The 17,613-nt window shown below is 72.1% G+C and carries 13 protein-coding genes; 9 read left to right on the plus strand and 4 right to left on the minus strand.

Features of this window, described 5'->3' with window-relative positions; translation table 11 throughout:
* Nucleotides 1-402 precede the first annotated feature (402 nt).
* From ACIPSE_RS38240 to mfd, 3 genes are all read left to right on the plus strand, one after another.
* The gene (locus ACIPSE_RS38240; protein ID WP_401672314.1) at nt 403-1,191 is read left to right on the plus strand and encodes an ABC transporter ATP-binding protein; all 789 of its coding nucleotides are present in this window, start codon (nt 403-405) and stop codon (nt 1,189-1,191) included.
* Nucleotides 1,188-3,767, plus strand: a complete 2,580-nt coding sequence (locus tag ACIPSE_RS38245; RefSeq protein ID WP_401672316.1) for an ABC transporter permease — start codon at nt 1,188-1,190, stop codon at nt 3,765-3,767. Before ACIPSE_RS38240 ends, ACIPSE_RS38245 begins: the two co-directional genes overlap by 4 nt.
* Nucleotides 3,768-4,146: 379 nt before the next feature.
* Complete coding sequence (gene mfd, locus ACIPSE_RS38250) at nt 4,147-7,677, plus strand: transcription-repair coupling factor (protein WP_401672319.1); 3,531 nt, start codon at nt 4,147-4,149, stop codon at nt 7,675-7,677.
* Between the two features lie 71 nt (nt 7,678-7,748).
* Here the strand turns inward: mfd and ACIPSE_RS38255 are convergent, their stop codons facing one another.
* Nucleotides 7,749-8,336, minus strand: a complete 588-nt coding sequence (locus ACIPSE_RS38255; RefSeq protein ID WP_401672321.1) for a TetR/AcrR family transcriptional regulator — start codon at nt 8,334-8,336, stop codon at nt 7,749-7,751.
* A 109-nt stretch (nt 8,337-8,445) separates the two neighbouring features.
* Here ACIPSE_RS38255 and ACIPSE_RS38260 point away from each other — a divergent pair, with 109 nt between their 5' ends.
* Entirely contained in the window at nt 8,446-9,351 is a 906-nt protein-coding gene (locus ACIPSE_RS38260; protein ID WP_401672323.1) for a hypothetical protein, read from the plus strand.
* A gap of 139 nt (nt 9,352-9,490) precedes the next feature.
* Here the strand turns inward: ACIPSE_RS38260 and ACIPSE_RS38265 are convergent, their stop codons facing one another.
* On the minus strand, nt 9,491-9,676 hold the full coding sequence (locus ACIPSE_RS38265) for an antitoxin (RefSeq protein WP_401672325.1): 186 nt from the start codon (nt 9,674-9,676) through the stop codon (nt 9,491-9,493).
* Nucleotides 9,677-9,840: 164 nt separating this feature from the next.
* On the opposite strand from ACIPSE_RS38265, the gene ACIPSE_RS38270 reads away from it, so the two are divergent.
* Complete coding sequence (locus ACIPSE_RS38270; protein ID WP_401672327.1) at nt 9,841-10,617, plus strand: HNH endonuclease family protein; 777 nt, start codon at nt 9,841-9,843, stop codon at nt 10,615-10,617.
* A 60-nt stretch (nt 10,618-10,677) separates the two neighbouring features.
* Here the strand turns inward: ACIPSE_RS38270 and ACIPSE_RS38275 are convergent, their stop codons facing one another.
* Nucleotides 10,678-11,475: a hypothetical protein gene (locus ACIPSE_RS38275; protein ID WP_401672329.1), complete on the minus strand. Its 798-nt coding sequence runs from the start codon at nt 11,473-11,475 to the stop codon at nt 10,678-10,680.
* 66 nt (nt 11,476-11,541) lie between these two features.
* Nucleotides 11,542-12,225: a hypothetical protein gene (locus tag ACIPSE_RS38280; protein WP_401672331.1), complete on the minus strand. Its 684-nt coding sequence runs from the start codon at nt 12,223-12,225 to the stop codon at nt 11,542-11,544.
* 201 nt (nt 12,226-12,426) lie between these two features.
* Here ACIPSE_RS38280 and ACIPSE_RS38285 point away from each other — a divergent pair, with 201 nt between their 5' ends.
* The 4 genes from ACIPSE_RS38285 (at nt 12,427) to ACIPSE_RS38300 (ending at nt 17,607) form a co-directional block, all read left to right on the plus strand.
* Nucleotides 12,427-14,526 carry an N-6 DNA methylase gene (locus ACIPSE_RS38285; protein ID WP_401672334.1) on the plus strand — a complete coding sequence of 700 codons (2,100 nt, stop codon included), beginning with the start codon at nt 12,427-12,429 and terminating at the stop codon, nt 14,524-14,526.
* A 149-nt stretch (nt 14,527-14,675) separates the two neighbouring features.
* Nucleotides 14,676-15,302 carry a hypothetical protein gene (locus ACIPSE_RS38290; RefSeq protein WP_401672336.1) on the plus strand — a complete coding sequence of 209 codons (627 nt, stop codon included), beginning with the start codon at nt 14,676-14,678 and terminating at the stop codon, nt 15,300-15,302.
* Between the two features lie 38 nt (nt 15,303-15,340).
* Nucleotides 15,341-16,834: a protein kinase gene (locus ACIPSE_RS38295; protein ID WP_401672555.1), complete on the plus strand. Its 1,494-nt coding sequence runs from the start codon at nt 15,341-15,343 to the stop codon at nt 16,832-16,834.
* Nucleotides 16,835-16,962: 128 nt separating this feature from the next.
* Nucleotides 16,963-17,607, plus strand: a complete 645-nt coding sequence (locus ACIPSE_RS38300; protein WP_401672338.1) for a SurA N-terminal domain-containing protein — start codon at nt 16,963-16,965, stop codon at nt 17,605-17,607.
* The last annotated feature ends 6 nt before the right edge of the window (nt 17,608-17,613 follow it).

Below are 17,613 nucleotides of genomic sequence, written 5' to 3' on the forward strand. Positions count from 1 at the left end.
CGTCGCGGCAGGGGCCAGGCTGAGCGGGCCGGAGCGGGACCGCCGGGTGGAGCCGACCCCTAGATCGGGTCCACCCGGGGGTGGACCGCCCCTAGGGGTAGCTCCTCACCAGGGCTCGGGGAGGGTTCGTACCCCTGGAGGAGGAGAAGGGGCCAGGGTCGTCCTTAACCTGGCTTTATGCCGCTGGGGGGCGGCTGACCGGCCTCACGGGGGTGGGGTTTTCCCCCGCACAAGACTGCGCTGCGCACCAGCGCGCGGGACCCCCTTCCGGCACCAGACTCGACGACGTACCGCAGCGCACGACCCACCGCATCACGTGTTCCGGCTCGGCGCGCGACCTACCGCAGTACCTGACCCACCGCAGCATCCGACCCATCTGCTGACCGACATAGGAGAATTACCGTGACATCGGCTGTGACCATCACCAGGCACGGGGGTACTGGAGGGACTACGGCCGTTGCCGCGCGGGCGCGGCAGGTCGTGAAGGCGTACGGGTCCGGTGAGACCCGCGTCGTCGCCCTCGATCACGTGGACGTGGACATCGCACGCGGGCAGTTCACCGCGATCATGGGCCCCTCGGGGTCCGGCAAGTCCACCCTCATGCACTGCCTCGCCGGACTCGACACCGTGACGAGCGGTCAGATCCACCTGGACGAGACCGAGATCACCGGGCTGAAGGACAAGAAGCTCACGCGGCTGCGCCGGGACCGGATCGGGTTCATCTTCCAGGCGTTCAACCTGCTCCCGACGCTGAACGCGATCGAGAACATCACGCTCCCCATGGACATCGCCGGGCGCAAGCCCGACAAGGAGTGGCTCGCGCGGGTCGTCGAGACGGTCGGACTGTCCGACCGGCTCAAGCACCGGCCCACCCAGCTCTCCGGCGGCCAGCAGCAGCGCGTCGCCGTGGCCCGCGCCCTCGCCGCCCGCCCGGAGATCATCTTCGGTGACGAGCCCACCGGAAACCTCGACTCGCGCGCGGGCGCCGAGGTCCTGGGCTTCCTGCGCCGCTCGGTGGACGACCTCGGCCAGACCATCGTGATGGTCACGCACGACCCGGTCGCCGCCTCCTACGCGGACCGTGTCCTGTACCTCGCCGACGGCCGGATCGTCGACGAGATGTACAAGCCGACCGCGGACGCCGTCCTGGACCGCATGAAGGACTTCGACGCGCGGGGGCGTACGTCATGACCGTCATGAAGACCTCGATGCGCAACTTCTTCGCGCACAAGGGACGCATGGCCCTGTCGGCCATAGCCGTCCTGCTGTCGGTGGCCTTCGTCTGCGGGACGCTGGTCTTCACGGACACCATGAACACCACCTTCGACAAGCTCTTCGCGGCCACGTCCTCCGATGTCACGGTGAGCGCCAAGGGCGCCTCCGACAGCGGCGAGACGACCTCCGACACCGGCAAGCCGCCCGTCATACCCGCCTCCGTCGTCGGCGAGGTGCGGGGCGCGCAGGGCGTGAAGTCGGCCGAGGGGACCGTCTTCTCGACCTCCGTGACCGTCGTGGACGCCGACAAGGACAGTCTGTCGCCGTCCAGCGGCGCCCCGACCATCGTCGGCAGCTGGAACGGCAACGACGCCCGCACCATGGAGATCACCTCCGGTGCCGCGCCCAAGGGCCCGGACCAGGTGATGGTCGACGCCGACACCGCCGACAAGCACCACCTGAAGCTCGGTGACGAGCTCGGCGTGATCAGCGCCGTGGGCACGCACACCGCGAAGATCTCCGGCATCGCCGACTTCCAGGTCACCAACCCCGGCGCGGCCATCTTCTACCTGGACACGAAGACGGCCCAGGAGACGCTCGTCGGCGAGAGCGGTGTCTTCACCAACGTCAACGTCACGGCCGCCGCCGGCACCACCGACGCGCAGCTCAAGAAGAACGTCCTCGCCGCGACCGGCGGCGACTACAAGGTCCAGACCGCCAAGGAGACGGCCGACGCCAACCAGAAGGACGTCGAGGGCTTCATGAACGTCATGAAGTACGCGATGCTCGGCTTCGCCGGGATCGCCTTCCTCGTCGGCATCTTCCTGATCATCAACACCTTCTCGATGCTGGTCGCCCAGCGCACCCGCGAGATCGGCCTCATGCGGGCCATCGGCTCCTCCCGCAAGCAGGTCAACCGGTCGGTGCTGGTGGAGGCCCTGCTCCTGGGCACGTTCGGCTCCGTCCTCGGCGTCGGCGCGGGCGTCGGGCTCGCCATCGGCCTGATGAAGATCATGGGCTCCATGGGCATGGAACTCTCCACCCAGGACCTCACGGTCGCCTGGACGACCCCCGTGGTCGGCCTGGTGCTGGGCGTGGTCGTCACCGTGCTCGCCGCCTGGCTCCCGGCCCGCCGCGCGGGCAAGGTCTCGCCCATGGCCGCCCTCAGGGACGCCGGCGCTCCCGCCGACGCCCGGGCCGGAGCCGTCCGCGCCGTCCTCGGCACGCTGCTGACCGCGGGCGGCGGCTACGCGCTCTATCTGGCCGCGTCCGCCGACAAGGCCAAGGACGGCTCCCTGTGGCTCGGCCTCGGCGTGGTCCTCTCGCTCATCGGCTTCGTCGTGATCGGCCCGCTGCTCGCCGGTGGCGTGGTGCGGGTCCTGGGCGCCGTCGTCCTGCGGGTCTTCGGCCCCGTCGGGCGCATGGCCGAACGCAACGCGCTGCGCAACCCGCGCCGTACCGGTGCCACGGGCGCCGCCCTGATGATCGGCCTCGCGCTCGTCGCCTGCCTCTCGGTCGTCGGCTCGTCCATGGTGGCCTCCGCGACGGACCAGCTCGACAAGACCGTCGGCACGGACTTCATCATCCAGTCCGACAGCGGGCAGATGATCACGCCGGCCGCCGTGAAGGCCGTCAAGGACACCCCCGGTCTCTCCGGGGTCACCGAGTACAAGATCACCGAGGCCGACTACACCACCCCTGACGGCAAGACCCTCAAGGACACCGACATCACCGCCGCCGACCCGTCCTACGCGACGGACCTGCGCACGGAGACGGTCGCCGGCAACCTCGCCGACGCCTACAAGCCCGACTCGATGTCCGTCCACGAGAAGTTCGCCGAGGCCCACGGCATCCACCTGGGCTCCACGATCAAGGTCGCCTTCAAGGACGGCGCCACGGCGAACCTGACCGTCCGCGCCATCACCAGCAGCGACGTGGTGATCGACGCCGGCTCCAAGTACATCTCGATCGCGACGCTCGCCAAGTACGTCCCGGCCGACAAGATGCCCCTGGACCAGCTGGTCTTCGCCAGCGCCGAGGACGGCAAGCAGGACGCCGCGTACACGTCGCTGAAGTCGGCGCTGCACGACTACCCGCAGTACAGCGTCCGGGACCAGACCGACTACAAGGAAGCCCTCAAGGACCAGATCGGCCAGCTCCTCAACATGATCTACGGCCTGCTGGGCCTCGCGATCATCGTCGCCATCCTGGGTGTCGTGAACACCCTGGCGCTGTCGGTGGTCGAGCGGACCCGGGAGATCGGTCTGATGCGGGCCATCGGCCTCTCGCGCCGCCAGCTGCGCCGCATGATCCGCATGGAGTCGGTCGTCATCGCCCTCTTCGGCGCGCTGCTCGGCCTCGGCCTGGGCATGGGCTGGGGCGCCACCGCCCAGAAGCTGCTCGCCCTGGAGGGCCTCAAGGTCCTGGAGATCCCGTGGCCGACCATCGCCGCGGTCTTCATCGGCTCGGCCTTCGTGGGCCTCTTCGCCGCCCTGATCCCGGCGTTCCGCGCGGGCCGGATGAACGTGCTGAACGCGATCGCTACGGAATAGCCGATCCGACGGGGGAACGGGCGCCCGGCGCCGAGAAGTCACGGGGGACTTCTCGGCGCCGGGTCTTTTGCGCGCGCTCGCTCCCTTCAGGCCGTCCGGCGCTTGAGGACGAGGCCTGTTCGGGGCCGACAGCGGGGTCCGGGGGCGGCAGTCCCCAGGGGACGGGAACGGGACGGGCGGCGGGGGCGGGAAAGGGCCACCCGGACCCCACGGCCGCCGCCCACCCCGGCCCCACCGCACCCGGGGGTTGTCCACAGCCCCCGGCAAGCGCGGCAGCGCCGACGTACGCTGGAGACCCCCCGGCCGGTCACCGCGTCGGGCCCTTCGCGTTGCCCACCCCCCTGCCAGCCCCGCCACCCAGGACGGAAGCGCCCCCTCCATGAGCCTGCACGGTCTGCTCGACGCCGTAGTCAAGGACACCGCCCTCGCGGAAGCGATCACCGCGGCCGCCGACGGCAACCGGATGCACGTCGACCTGGTCGGCCCCCCGGCGGCCCGCCCCCTGGCGATCGCCGCTCTCGCGCGGGAGGCCTCCCGCCCCGTCCTCGCGGTGACGGCGACGGGCCGCGAGGCGGAGGACCTGGCGGCGGCCCTGCGCTCGCTGCTGCCCCCCGCGGGCGTCGTGGAGTACCCCTCGTGGGAGACGCTCCCGCACGAGCGCCTCAGCCCGCGCAGCGACACCGTGGGCCGCCGTCTCGCCGTCCTGCGCCGCCTGGCCCACCCGCGCGAGGACGACCCGGAGACGGGTCGCGTCTCGGTGGTCGTGGCCCCTGTGCGATCGGTGCTCCAGCCGCAGGTCAAGGGGCTCGGCGACCTGGAGCCGGTGGCCCTCAGGAGCGGCGGGACCGCGGACCTGAACCAGGTGGTGGACGCGCTCGGCGCCGCCGCCTACGCGCGCGTGGAGCTCGTCGAGAAGCGCGGCGAGTTCGCCGTGCGCGGCGGCATCCTGGACGTCTTCCCGCCCACGGAGGAGCACCCCCTCCGCATCGAGTTCTGGGGCGACGACGTCGAGGAGATCCGCTACTTCAAGGTCGCCGACCAGCGCTCCCTGGAAGTCGCCGAGCACGGCCTGTGGGCGCCGCCCTGCCGCGAACTGCTCCTCACCGACGACGTCCGCACGCGTGCGCGTGCCCTCGCCGAACAGCATCCGGAGCTCGGCGAACTGCTCGGCAAGATCGCCGAGGGGATCGCCGTGGAGGGCATGGAGTCCCTCGCCCCGGTGCTCGTCGACGACATGGAGCTGCTGCTCGACGTCCTGCCGCAGGGCTCCATGGCCGTCGTCTGCGACCCGGAGCGGGTCCGCACGCGCGCCGCCGACCTGGTGGCCACCTCCCAGGAGTTCCTCCAGGCGTCCTGGGCGGCCACGGCGGGCGGCGGCGAGGCCCCCATCGACGTCGGCGCGGCCTCCCTGTGGTCCATCGCGGATGTCCGGGACCGGGCGCGCGAGCTGGAGATGATGTGGTGGTCGGTGTCGCCGTTCGCCGCCGACCTCGACCTGGACGCCGACACCCTCAAGCTCGCGATGCACGCCCCGGAGACCTACCGCGGCGACACCGCGCGGGCCCTCGCCGACACCAAGGGCTGGCTCGCTGACGGCTGGCGCACGGTCTTCGTGACCGAGGGCCACGGCCCCGCCGCCCGCACCGTGGAGGTGCTCGGCGGGGAGGGCATCGCCGCCCGCCTGGACGTGGAACTGGGCGAGATCGCCCCCTCCGTCGTCCATGTCGCGTGCGGTTCCATCGACTACGGCTTCGTCGACCCCGCCCTCAGGCTCGCCGTCCTCACCGAGACCGACCTGACCGGGCAGAAGGCCGCCGGCAAGGACGGCGCCCGGATGCCGGCCCGCCGCCGCAAGACGATCGACCCGCTCACGCTGGAGACGGGCGACTACATCGTCCACGAGCAGCACGGCGTCGGCCGCTACATCGAGATGGTCCAGCGCACCGTCCAGGGCGCCACACGCGAGTACCTCGTCGTCGAGTACGCCCCCGCCAAGCGCGGCCAGCCCGGCGACCGCCTGTACATCCCCACCGACCAGCTCGAACAGATCACCAAGTACGTCGGTGGCGAGGCCCCCACCCTGCACCGCCTCGGCGGCGCCGACTGGACCAAGACGAAGGCCCGCGCGAAGAAGGCGGTCAAGGAGATCGCCGCGGACCTCATCAAGCTGTACAGCGCGCGCATGGCCGCCCCCGGCCACGCCTTCGGCTCGGACACCCCCTGGCAGCGCGAGCTGGAGGACGCCTTCCCGTACGCGGAGACCCCCGACCAGCTCACCACCATCGCCGAGGTCAAGGACGACATGGAGAAGTCGGTCCCGATGGACCGGCTGATCTGCGGCGACGTCGGCTACGGCAAGACGGAGATCGCCGTCCGCGCCGCGTTCAAGGCGGTCCAGGACGGCAAGCAGGTCGCCGTGCTGGTGCCGACGACCCTGCTGGTGCAGCAGCACTTCGGGACGTTCAGCGAGCGCTACTCGCAGTTCCCGGTCAACGTCCGCGCGCTGAGCCGCTTCCAGACCGACACGGAGGCCAAGGCCGTGCTGGAGGGCCTCAAGGAGGGGTCGGTGGACGTCGTCATCGGCACCCACCGCCTGTTCTCCTCCGAGACCAAGTTCAAGGACCTCGGCCTGGTCATCGTCGACGAGGAGCAGCGCTTCGGCGTCGAGCACAAGGAGCAGCTGAAGAAGCTGCGGGCCAACGTCGACGTCCTGACCATGTCGGCCACGCCCATCCCCAGGACGCTCGAAATGGCCGTCACGGGCATCCGCGAGATGTCGACGATCACCACGCCCCCGGAGGAGCGCCACCCGGTGCTCACCTTCGTCGGCCCCTACGAGGAGAAGCAGATCGGCGCCGCGATCCGCCGTGAACTCCTGCGCGAGGGCCAGGTCTTCTACATCCACAACCGTGTCGAGTCGATCGACCGCGCGGCGGCCCGGCTGCGCGAGATCGTCCCCGAGGCGCGTATCGCGACCGCCCACGGCCAGATGTCGGAGTCGGCCCTGGAACAGGTCGTCGTCGACTTCTGGGAGAAGAAGTTCGACGTCCTCGTCTCGACGACGATCGTCGAGTCCGGCATCGACATCTCCAACGCGAACACCCTGATCGTGGAACGCGGCGACAACTTCGGCCTGTCCCAGCTCCACCAGCTGCGCGGCCGGGTGGGCCGCGGCCGGGAGCGCGGCTACGCCTACTTCCTGTACCCGCCGGAGAAGCCGCTGACGGAGACGGCCCACGAGCGGCTGGCCACGATCGCCCAGCACACCGAGATGGGCGCGGGCATGTACGTCGCCATGAAGGACCTGGAGATCCGCGGCGCGGGCAACCTCCTCGGCGGCGAACAGTCCGGTCACATCGCGGGCGTCGGCTTCGACCTCTACGTCCGCATGGTCGGCGAGGCGGTCGCCGACTACCGGGCCTCGCTGGAGGGCGGCGTGGAGGAGGAGCCGCCGCTGGAGGTCAAGATCGAGCTGCCCGTCGACGCCCACGTCCCCCACGACTACGCCCCCGGCGAGCGGCTGCGCCTCCAGGCGTACCGCTCGATCGCCTCCGCGAACACCGAGGAGGACATCAAGGCCGTGCGCGAGGAACTCGTCGACCGCTACGGCAAGCTGCCCGAGCCGGTGGAGAACCTCCTCCTGGTCGCGGGCCTGCGCATGCTCGCCCGCGCGTGCGGCGTCGGCGAGATCGTCCTCCAGGGCACCAACATCCGCTTCGCGCCGGTGGAGTTGCGGGAGTCGCAGGAGCTGCGCCTCAAGCGGCTGTACCCGGGCACGGTCATCAAGCCGGCCGCCCACCAGATCCTGGTGCCCCGTCCGAAGACCGCGAAGGTCGGCGGGAAGCCGCTGGTCGGACGGGAACTGCTGAGCTGGGTGGGCGAGTTCCTGGCGTCGGTCCTGGGGTCCTGACGGCGGGGCCCCGGTTTCGCCGGGTGCCGGTCTCCCCGGGGCGGTGAGGGTGCGGGCCGTGGCCCGTGCCCTCAGGGCCGCCCGAACAGGGTCGCCGCCAGCGTCCGGAACACCTCCTCGGGGTCCCGCTCGCCCACCGCCCCGTCCAGGTTGCGGCTCAGCAGCAGCGTGGCGAAGCCGTGGGCGAGGGACCAGGCGGCGATCCCGGCGAGGCGGGTGTCGACGCCGTACTCCTCGGCGCGGACCGGGGCGACCGCACCGCGCAGGGCGTCGGTGGCGAGGGCGCGGGCCGTGACGAGTTCCAGGTCGTCGGGGCGCAGCAGCTCGGGGGCGAACATCACCTGGAAGTGCGCGGGGTGCTCACGGGCGAACCGGACGTAGCGCACCCCGGCGTCCTTGAGGTCCGCGGCCTCGCCGATCGTGGTCGCGAGCAGCCCGAACCCCTCCGCGGCGATCGCCGTGAGCAGCCCGGCGCGGTCCTTGAAGTGGTGGGCGGGCGCGGCGTGCGAGACACCGGCCCGGCGGGCGAGGTCGCGCAGGCTGAGCGCGGCCGGCCCGTCCGCGCCGATGACGTCCAGCGCGGCGGCGAGGATCGCGCGCCGCAGATCGCCGTGGTGGTAGGAGCGCCGCTGGGCCGCGGGCGTATCGGTGGGGGCCATGCGGTTCAGCGTACGCACAATCTAGGCATTGACAAGTTGCGGCCGGGCGGGCAATCTAGTCAGTGTCAAGTTGGGTGGAGGTCCGCGCACGGCGACGAGGGGGTACGTCATGTCCGAGTACGACGGTGGGGGCGCGCCGGGAGGCGAGGCCGACGTGGAGCCGGCCCGGGTGCGCCAGCTCTGGCATCTGCTGGAACCGCTGCACGCGGTGCTGTACTACGCGCCCGAGGTCTTCGAGGAGGCGGCGGCGCTCGGCTACGGCACGAAGGACCGCTGGCCCAGCTACTTCCCCCTCCGCGCGGCACCGTTGGGCGCGGTGGGCGCCGGGCGGGTGGCCTCGGCCTTCTACAGCTTCAGCCCGCGCATGGTCGCCGAGCACATGGAGGCGGCGTGGACCGTCGCGAGCCCCGAGGAGGTGCTGGCGGCGCGGCTGCGGGGGATCGACCGGGCGTACCGCGCGATACTCGGCGACCGCGTCGACGCTCCCGGACTCGCCGAGGCCGCCGCCCTCGCCCGGCGCGCCGCGGAGGCGGTGGACACCGCGGGACGCCCGCTGGCCGCGGCCAACGCCGAGCAGGCCTGGCCGACGGCGCCCCACCTCCAGCTCTGGCAGGCGGCGACGATCCTGCGCGAACACCGTGGCGACGGCCATCTCGCCGCGCTGCTGACCGCCGGCCTCGGCCCCGTCGAGTCGCTCGTCTCCTTCGCGGGCATAGGCGCCGCGTCCGTCGAACGGTTCGAGAGCCGGGGCTGGAGCGCGACGGAATGGGACGCCGCGCGCGACCGCCTGGCCGCCCGGGGACTGCTCCACCCGGACGGGACGGCCACGGAGGAGGGGCACGCCCTGCGCCGCCGCGTCGAGCAGGACACCGACCGGCTCGCCGCCCGGCCCTGGCGGGTGCTCGGGCACGCCGGCACCGACCGGCTCGTCGAACTCGTCGGCGACTACTGGGTGGCGGTGCTCTCCTCCGGCCTGCTCCCCTCGGAGACGACGCTGGGCATAGGCAAGGTCTGAGACGGAGGCCGGCACGGAAGAGCCGTGGCTCGTGGCCCGCGGCTCCCGGCGGTGCGCGGAACAGGTGAGGCCGCCCCCGGAGGACTGGCCTCCGGGGACGGCCTCGGGCCGAAGGTGGGTTCCTCCGTGGGCCTGAGGGCTACGGCTGTTCGGGCTTGTCGCGGTTCATGCCCATCGCGCCCTCGATCTTCTGCTGCGCGTCGTCGACCTGGCTCTCGTACTTGTTGCCCGTCTTCTCGTTGACCTTCTTCTCCGCCATGTCGGACATGCTCTTGGCCTTGTCCTGCATCTGGCGGTTGCTCTTGAACCTGTCGAAGATGCCCATCCAGAGCTCCTTCCGGAGGTGACTCGAACCGACGATACGCCCGACTCGCGAGGTATGCCCCTTGAGGCCCTATATGGTCTGGACCTCTCCGCCGCTACGGTGAGAGCTGGCACGGCCCCGCTGAGCGGGGCGGAACAAGGGAACAAGGGGAGGGGCGCACCGTGATGCGTCGGAGGGGTGGGGCGGCGGGCGCCGCGGCGATGATCGGCATGGTCGTCCTGGGAGGTCTGCTCGCCGGGTGCGAAGGCGTCGATCTGCCGACGGACGGCGAGCCGTCCGGCGCGGGACCGGCCGTCGGATCAGGCCGCGCCGTGAGCCCCTTGGACAACCCGGACGGGACCAAGCCCGGCCTCGCCGCCATCACCACGGACGCCGACCGGGCGCGTGCCCGCGAAGTGATCGAGAAGGTGGAGACCAAGGGCCGCGGCCCCAAGACGGGCTACGACCGCGACGAGTTCGGCTACGCCTGGAAGGACAACGCCCCCGGCGGCATCCCCTTCTCGCGCAACGGCTGCGACACCCGCAACGACCTGCTCAAGCGGGACGGGGAGGACGTCCGCTTCCGGTCCGGCTCGGACTGCGTCGTCGCCTCCATGACCCTGGCGGACCCGTACACCGGAAAGGAGATCGACTGGGTCAAGTCCCGTGCCACGACGGTGCAGATCGACCACGTCATGCCGCTGTCCTACGACTGGCAGATGGGCGCCTCCCGCTGGGACAAGGGCAAGCGCGAGGACATAGCCAACGACCCGCTCAACCTGATCCCGGTCGACGGCCCGACCAACGGTTCCAAGAGCGACTCCGGCCCCGCGTCCTGGCTGCCCCCAAGCAAGGTCATCCGCTGCTCGTACGCGGTGCGCTTCGCGCAGGTGGCGCTGAAGTACGACCTTCCCGTCACCTCGGCGGACAAGGAGACGATGCTCAAGCAGTGCGGCGGCTGAGCACGGTCACGAGCACGGCCCACGGCCCGTTGCGGCGGGCCGCGGGCTGCCGGGAGCCGGTCATCCGCCCAGGGCGTCGAGGTCGAGGACGTCACCGCTCGGCTTGTGGGCCGGGACGGGCTTCCCGAAGTCGCTGAGGGTGAGGGAGCCCGGGTCCTTCGCGGACTCGCTGTCCACGCGCAGGACATAGGGCTCGCCCTCGGTGGCGACGTACACCTTCAGACGGTCCTTGCCGTCCTGTTCGTGCAGGACGATCGCGGGGGTGCCGTCGACGGTGGCCGTCTCGCCGCGCCGGGCGTCCGACGCGGTGTCCTCGGCGTCGCCGAGCACCGTGTCCAGGTCGCAGAAGCCCGCGATGTCCTGGGCGTCCTCGCCCTTCGCGGACATCTTGGTCCACTTCCCGGCGAGCAGGGAGACGGCCGCGTCCACGTCCGCCGCGGGCTCGCCCTTGCTCTGGGCGCGCAGGAACTTCTCGTCGTACTTCATGTAGACGGTGTCGCCGGTCTTGATGAGTTCGGCCTCGCCCTGGCCGCTGAAGCTCATGGTGCCGGCGCAGTCGCCCTTCTTGTCGAGGGCCATGTCGATGGTGATGGTGCCGCCGGATTCGTCGTCGGGGACGTCGCCGGTCATGCGCAGCGACGAGGCGCCGGTGGTGGCCTTGGTGGCCCGGTCCATGATCTCGGCGCCGGTGAGTCCGGCGAACGCTTCCTTCTCCTTGCTCAGCGGACTGGACGTGGCGCTCCCGCCCGGCTTGCCGTCGCTCTTGCGGGAGCCGTCCGTCTGTCCGGACTGGCAGGCGGTGAGGCCGACGGTGGCCGCGGTGGCCAGGCAGAGAGCGGCGAGCGTGGTGCGACGCATGGTGATTCCCCCGTGTCTGAGGTGATGAGGTGATGAGGTGGTACGGCGCTGCGGGCCGGGCCGGTGTCAGCCGGACTTCTTCCAGTCCGAGCAGCCGGTGGTCTTGAAGTAGGCGTCCGAGGCGCTGATGGTGACGACGGCGGAACCGGTCACGTTGTTGTTGGCGATGATCGAGTCGAGGCCGTGCTCGGCGTCCTTGGTGCGCTCCCAGTAGCACATGTCGTCCTCGTTGCCGGCGGACCGGTAGGTGCCGGGGGCGATGTCCACGCCGACTCTCAGCATTCCGGCGTCGCCGCTCGCCCCGGTGGCGGGTGAGCCGCCCTCGGCCTTGGTGCCGACGGCCTCCCAGTCGTTGCAGTCACTCGACTTGAAGAGCTTGTCGGTGGCCTTGACGGTGACGTAGCTGGTGCCGGTGACGTTGTCGTTGGCCAGGAGCGAGTCCATCTCGCCGGAGGCGTCCTTGGCGCGCTCCCAGTAGCACATGCCGTCGGTGTTGCCGGTGGTGCGGTAGGTGCCGGGCTTCACGTCCGTGCCGACCTGGAACTCGCCGTCGCCGTCGAACGCCGCCTTCTTCTCCTCGGCGGCCTTCGCCGGCTCCTTCTCGCCCCCGCTCTTCGTCTGCCCGGACGCCGAAGAGCTCTTGCCGCTTCCGTCGGAGCCGCTGTCGCCGTCGCCGGAGTTCGCCGACACGGCGCCGATGACGACGATCCCGACCACGGCCCCGAGTGCGATCTTGCCCTTCATGCCCATGAATCTGTCCCCTCCCCGTACGGCGACGGCCTCTGCTCGGCCGACGCTCGTTCGCTGGGTCAATAAGAGCATGCTGTGTGAACCGAGTCAACACGATTCACGGGCATGGTTGTGTACACGTGCGTGAAGGGGTAGATCTTGCGTACGGCGTTATGCTCGGCGTCACACGCGGAGCGCAGGGGTGACGAGGGGAGCGGGCCGGTGCAGGACAACGCGACAGAGGTGACCGCCGCCGGGATCGCGCGGCTCGCCGGGGTCGGCCGCGCGGCCGTCAGCAACTGGCGGCGCCGTCACGCCGACTTCCCCAAGCCGGTCGGCGGCACCGAGACCAGCCCGTCCTTCGCTCTCGCCGAGGTCGAGGCATGGCTGCGCGAGCAGGGCAAACTCGCCGAGGTCCCGCTCCGTGAACGCGTCTGGCAGCAGCTCGCCGGCCACCCCGAGGGCCCGGTCGCCGCGCTCACCCACGCCGGCTGCCTGCTCCTGCTGATCCACGACCGCCCCACCGTGTGGCTGGACGTGAGCGCGGGCTCCGACGCCCGGCTGGCGGAGACGCTCCCGGGCGCGCTGAAGGACGTGCTCACCGCGCGCTTCGGACCGGAGCGGACCGAGCCCGCCGGCGCGCGGGACGGGGGTGTTCACAGCGGCGCCGACCCGTCCGCGCCCACGCCCGCGCACTCCGCCGTGCCCACGCCCACCGGCGCACACCTCGCGCCCTCCGTGCCCCTCCTGCGCGGCGCCGCCGAGCTCGCCGCCGAGACGGGCGCCCGGCAGACCTTCGAGTTCCTGCTCGGCCGTCACCTCGACGCCAACCCGCGGCAGTACACGCTCACGCCCGCCGAACTCGCCCGGCTCATGGCCACCCTCGCCGGCCCCGCCCGCACCGTCCTCGACCCGGCCTGCGGCACCGGCGCCCTGCTGCGCGCCGTCACCGCCCGCGCGGACCAGGAGCTGTACGCCCAGGACAGCGCGCCCGACCTCGCCGCCCTCACCGCGCTGCGGCTCGCCCTGCACGCGCGCTCCGGCGTGCACGGCGCGGGCGGCGACTCCCTGCGCGCGGACGCCTTCCCACGCCTGCGCGCCGACGCCGTCCTCTGCCACCCGCCGTTCAACGAACGCAACTGGGGCCACGACGAACTCGCCTACGACCCGCGCTGGGAGTACGGCTTCCCCGCCCGCACCGAGTCCGAGCTGGCCTGGGTGCAGCACGCGCTGGCCCGCCTCAAGGACGGCGGCACGGCCGTCCTGCTGATGCCGCCCGCCGCCGCCTCGCGCCGCTCAGGGCGCCGTATCCGCGCCGATCTGCTGCGCCGGGGCGCACTGCGCGCGGTGGTCGCGTTGCCCGTGGGCGCCGCGCCCCCCTACAACATCCCGCTGCACCTGTGGGTGCTGCGACGGCCGGAGAAGGCGCCCGCGCAGCCCGAGCTGCTGCTCGTCGACACCGGGCAGTTCGCCACCGAGGGGCGCGGCGGCCCGGACTGGCGGGCCGTCAAAGAGGCCGTCGTGGACGCCTGGAGCGCCTTCGACCGCACCGGCACCCTGACCGAGCGCCCCGGACTCGCGCGCGCCCTGCCGGTCATCGACCTCCTCGACGACGACGTGGACCTCGCGCCCGCCCGGCACCTCCCGCCCCCGGCGGTCGCCGACGGCGCGCAGGCGCTCACGGAGATGCGCGAGCGCCTCGGCGAGACCCTGCGCCTGACCGCGGACCTCACTCCGGCACCCGCCGACCTCGCGCACGCCGCGCGCTGGCCCCTCACCACCATCGGCGAACTCGCGCGCGGGGGAGCCCTGCTGATGCGCACCGGCGGAAACGGCGGCCCCGCGCGCGTGCCCGTCCTCACCGACCACGACGTCCTCGCCGGCACCGCGCCCTCCGGCACGCTTCCCGAGAGCGACGAGGAGGCGGTGCTCGTCGAACCGGGCGATGTCGTCGTGCCCGTGCTCGGCGGCGGTTCGGTGGCGCGCGTGATCGACGACGCGACGGGGGGCGCCGCCCTGGGGCGCAACCTCGTGCTGCTGCGCCCCGAACGCGCCGCGCTCGACCCCTGGTTCCTCGCCGGCTTCCTGCGCGGCACCGCCAACAACCGTCAGGCCAGCAGCTACGCCTCCACCGCGACCCGCCTCGACGTGCGCCGTCTCCAGCTGCCCCGGCTCCCGCTCGACGAACAACGGCGCTACGGCGCGCGCTTCCGCGCCCTCGACGAGTTCGAGCAGGCGCTGCGGCGCGCGGGCCGGCTCGGGCAGCAACTCGTGCGCGGGATGTACGACGGACTCACCGACGGCACGGTCGCCCCCGACTGACCGGAAGGCAGGCTTCCGTGTCTCCGCCGTGACCTGCGCCGCCGTACGAGGAGATCGGCCCGACAACAGTTCGGTACAACCCAGGACCGCACGCGGTTGTCGGCCTATACGCTCGCCTAGTACGCCCACCTCAGGCACCAGGAGCTGTCATGCATGGCCACGGCTACACGCAGCCGTCGAAGCAACCACCGCCCACGGCATGGTTGGTCTTCCTGCGCGTGCTGTTCGTGGTGCTGGCGATCTTCACCATCGGCCTGCTGTCGTGGGCCATGCTGCTGCGCCTCGCGGTGGTGACCCGCAGGACCCTCGACTGGATCCTGTTCGGAGCCTCCCTCGTCACCCTCGCGCTCGCGCTCTTCCTGGTGGGCACCGAACCCGGCGACGAGATCCACACCACGGGCGGCTGGACGGGCATGGCCCTGCTGTTCGGCACGCTGGTCGGCGCGATCGCGTACTACCTCGCCGCGGACGTACGCCACTTCCACCAGCTCCGCTACGGCGCCGTCTACGGCGGCCAGGCCCACGCCCCGGCGTACGGCTACCCGCAGCCGCACACGCCGTACAACGCGACGACCGTGCCGCAGACCCCGGCGCCCATGCCGCCCCAGCCGCACACCCCGCGCGCGGACGTACCCCCCGCGCCCCACCAGGCGCCCGTCACGCCCCCGCCGCCGCAGCGCCCCGCCCCCGCCCGCATCGACCAGGTGCGCGCCGAACTCGACGAACTCAGCGACTACCTGCGCCGGCACGACGGCAACCACGAGGGCGGAAGGTGACCGTGACGACAGGACGTGTCGTCGCCGGCCGCTATGAACTGTCCACGCTCATCGGGCAGGGCGGCATGGGCCAGGTCTGGACGGCGTACGACGGACGGCTCGACCGGCGCGTGGCGGTGAAGCTGTTGCGCCCCGACAAGGTCGCGGGCCAGGAGGCCGAGGAACTGCGCCGCCGCTTCGTCCGCGAGTGCCGGGTCACCGCCCAGGTAGACCACCCGGGCCTGGTCACCGTGCACGACGCGGGCAGCGAGGGCGAGGAACTGTTCCTCGTCATGCAGTACGTCGACGGCGCGGACCTCTCCGACCACCTCGCCGAGCACGACCCGTACCCGTGGCCCTGGGCGGTCGCCGTCGCCGCGCAGCTGTGCGCCGTGCTCAGCGCCGTGCACGCCGTGCCGATCGTCCACCGCGACCTCAAGCCGCGCAACGTGATGGTGAAGCAGGACGGCACCGTCACCGTCCTCGACCTCGGCGTCGCGTCGGTCATGGACACCGACACCACCCGCCTGACCCACACCGGGTCGCCCATCGGCTCGCCCGCCTACATGGCGCCCGAGCAGGCCATGGGCGGTGCCGTCGGCCCGTACACCGACCTGTACGCCCTCGGTGTCCTGCTGCACGAACTCCTCAGCGGAGACGTCCCGTTCTCCGGCTCGACGGCGCTCGGCGTGCTGCACCGGCACCTGTACGAGCCCCCGGTGCCCGTGCGCCGCATCCGCCCCGAGGTGCCCGAGGCGCTCGAAGCGCTCGTGCTGCGCCTGCTCGCGAAGGACCCGCAGCACCGTCCCGCGTCCGCGCAGGAGGTGTATGAGCACCTGGAGACGCTCCTGCCCGCGCGCGGGACGCCCACCGGAGCGCCTCTGGACCCCACGCGCCCCTTCCTGCGCCCGCACGCCCCCTGGCCGGACCGCGCCCGCACCCCCGCGCCCCAGCCCGCCCCCGCCACCCCGGTCGCACCCGCCGCCGAGAAGCCGGACGTCGCGCGCGCCGTCGACGAGGTCAAGCGGCTGCTCGGCGAGGGGCGCATCACCCAGGCCGTCGACATCCTCGGCGCGATCCTGCCCGCCGCCGCCGAACAGCATGGCGAGCACTCCCCGGTCGTGCGCACCCTGCGCAAGCAGTACGCCGCGACCCTCATGGACGACGGCCAGTACCGGCGCGCGCTGCCCGAACTGCGCCGTCTCGCCGACGAACGCGCCGCCGAGGCCGGTCACGCCGACCCCCAGTCCCTGCGCTTCCGCCATGACGCCGCCCTGTGTCTGGAGCAGCTCGGCGAACCCGCGGCGGCCCTCGCCGAGTACCGCGCGCTGCTGCCGTACTACGAGAACCAGTACGTCTCCGGCGACCTGGACCTCGCCCATGACGTCCGCCGCCGCATCGGTCTTCTCCTGCTCGCCCTCGGCGACCGGGCCGCGGCCCGCGACACGCTGGTCCGGCTCGTCCACGACGTCGAACGCCTGCACGGCCCGGGACATCCGCTCGCGGCGGAGGTCAGGCGCACCCTGGAGTGGCTGGGGCAGGTGCGCGGCTGAGGCGCGGCGGTGCCCGAAGTCCTGGTGAATCGTTGGTCGAATGGGTTGGCCACAGCCCGCCCACTGCCTACCATCGATCACCGCAGGACTTTGTGCACCGCCGCACAAGCTCTCCTCGGGAGGTTTCCTTGCACCGCCGTCGTCGCACCGCGCTCCTCCTCTCCGCCGCGATCGCCGCGGCCCCGCTCCTCACCGCCTGCGCGAACGACGCGCATCCCGGTGCGGCGGCCGTCGTCGGCGGTCAGCGCATCACCGTCGCGCAACTGGAGACCCGGGTGAACGAGGTGCGCGAGGCCCAGCGTGCCGCGGTACCGGACGACGCCCAGTACACGCAGGCCATCGCCAAGACCGGCACCCTCGCGCGCGACACCCTGCACGGCATGGTCCTGGACCGGGTGCTGCACCGCGCCGCCGAGGACGCGGGCATCACCGTCACCCGCAAGGAGATCCAGGCCATGCGCACGGGCCTGGAGCAGCAGGCGGGCGGCTCCAAGGCGCTCAAGTCGGCCTGGCTCCAGCAGTACGGCATCGCCCCCGAGCGCCTCGACGAGAACCTCCGCCTCCAGCTGGAGGCCCAGAAGCTCGCCGCCGTCCTCGGCACCGACACCAGCCAGCCCGCCTTCTGGGCCGCGCTCTCCAAGGCGTCCAAGGAACTCGACGTCGACCTCAACCCCCGCTACGGCAGCTGGGACGTGGAGAAGAGCAGCCGCGTCGACGCGAAGACCCCGTGGGTGCGCGAGGTCACGGCGTCGGGAACCCAGCAGACGACCTGAGGCGGC

Source organism: Streptomyces sp. NPDC090106, assembly GCF_044747265.1.
Taxonomy (GTDB): Bacteria; Actinomycetota; Actinomycetes; order Streptomycetales; family Streptomycetaceae; genus Streptomyces.

Bases quoted from the DNA above. Each gene is read 5' to 3' on its own strand.
- ACIPSE_RS38245 (WP_401672316.1), top strand. From the start codon at position 1,188: ATGACCGTCATGAAGACCTCGATGCGCAACTTCTTCGCGCACAAGGGA.
- mfd (WP_401672319.1), top strand. From the start codon at position 4,147: ATGAGCCTGCACGGTCTGCTCGACGCCGTAGTCAAGGACACCGCCCTC.
- ACIPSE_RS38255 (WP_401672321.1), bottom strand. From the start codon at position 8,336: ATGGCCCCCACCGATACGCCCGCGGCCCAGCGGCGCTCCTACCACCAC.
- ACIPSE_RS38260 (WP_401672323.1), top strand. From the start codon at position 8,446: ATGTCCGAGTACGACGGTGGGGGCGCGCCGGGAGGCGAGGCCGACGTG.
- ACIPSE_RS38265 (WP_401672325.1), bottom strand. From the start codon at position 9,676: ATGGGCATCTTCGACAGGTTCAAGAGCAACCGCCAGATGCAGGACAAG.
- ACIPSE_RS38270 (WP_401672327.1), top strand. From the start codon at position 9,841: ATGCGTCGGAGGGGTGGGGCGGCGGGCGCCGCGGCGATGATCGGCATG.
- ACIPSE_RS38275 (WP_401672329.1), bottom strand. From the start codon at position 11,475: ATGCGTCGCACCACGCTCGCCGCTCTCTGCCTGGCCACCGCGGCCACC.
- ACIPSE_RS38280 (WP_401672331.1), bottom strand. From the start codon at position 12,225: ATGGGCATGAAGGGCAAGATCGCACTCGGGGCCGTGGTCGGGATCGTC.
- ACIPSE_RS38290 (WP_401672336.1), top strand. From the start codon at position 14,676: ATGCATGGCCACGGCTACACGCAGCCGTCGAAGCAACCACCGCCCACG.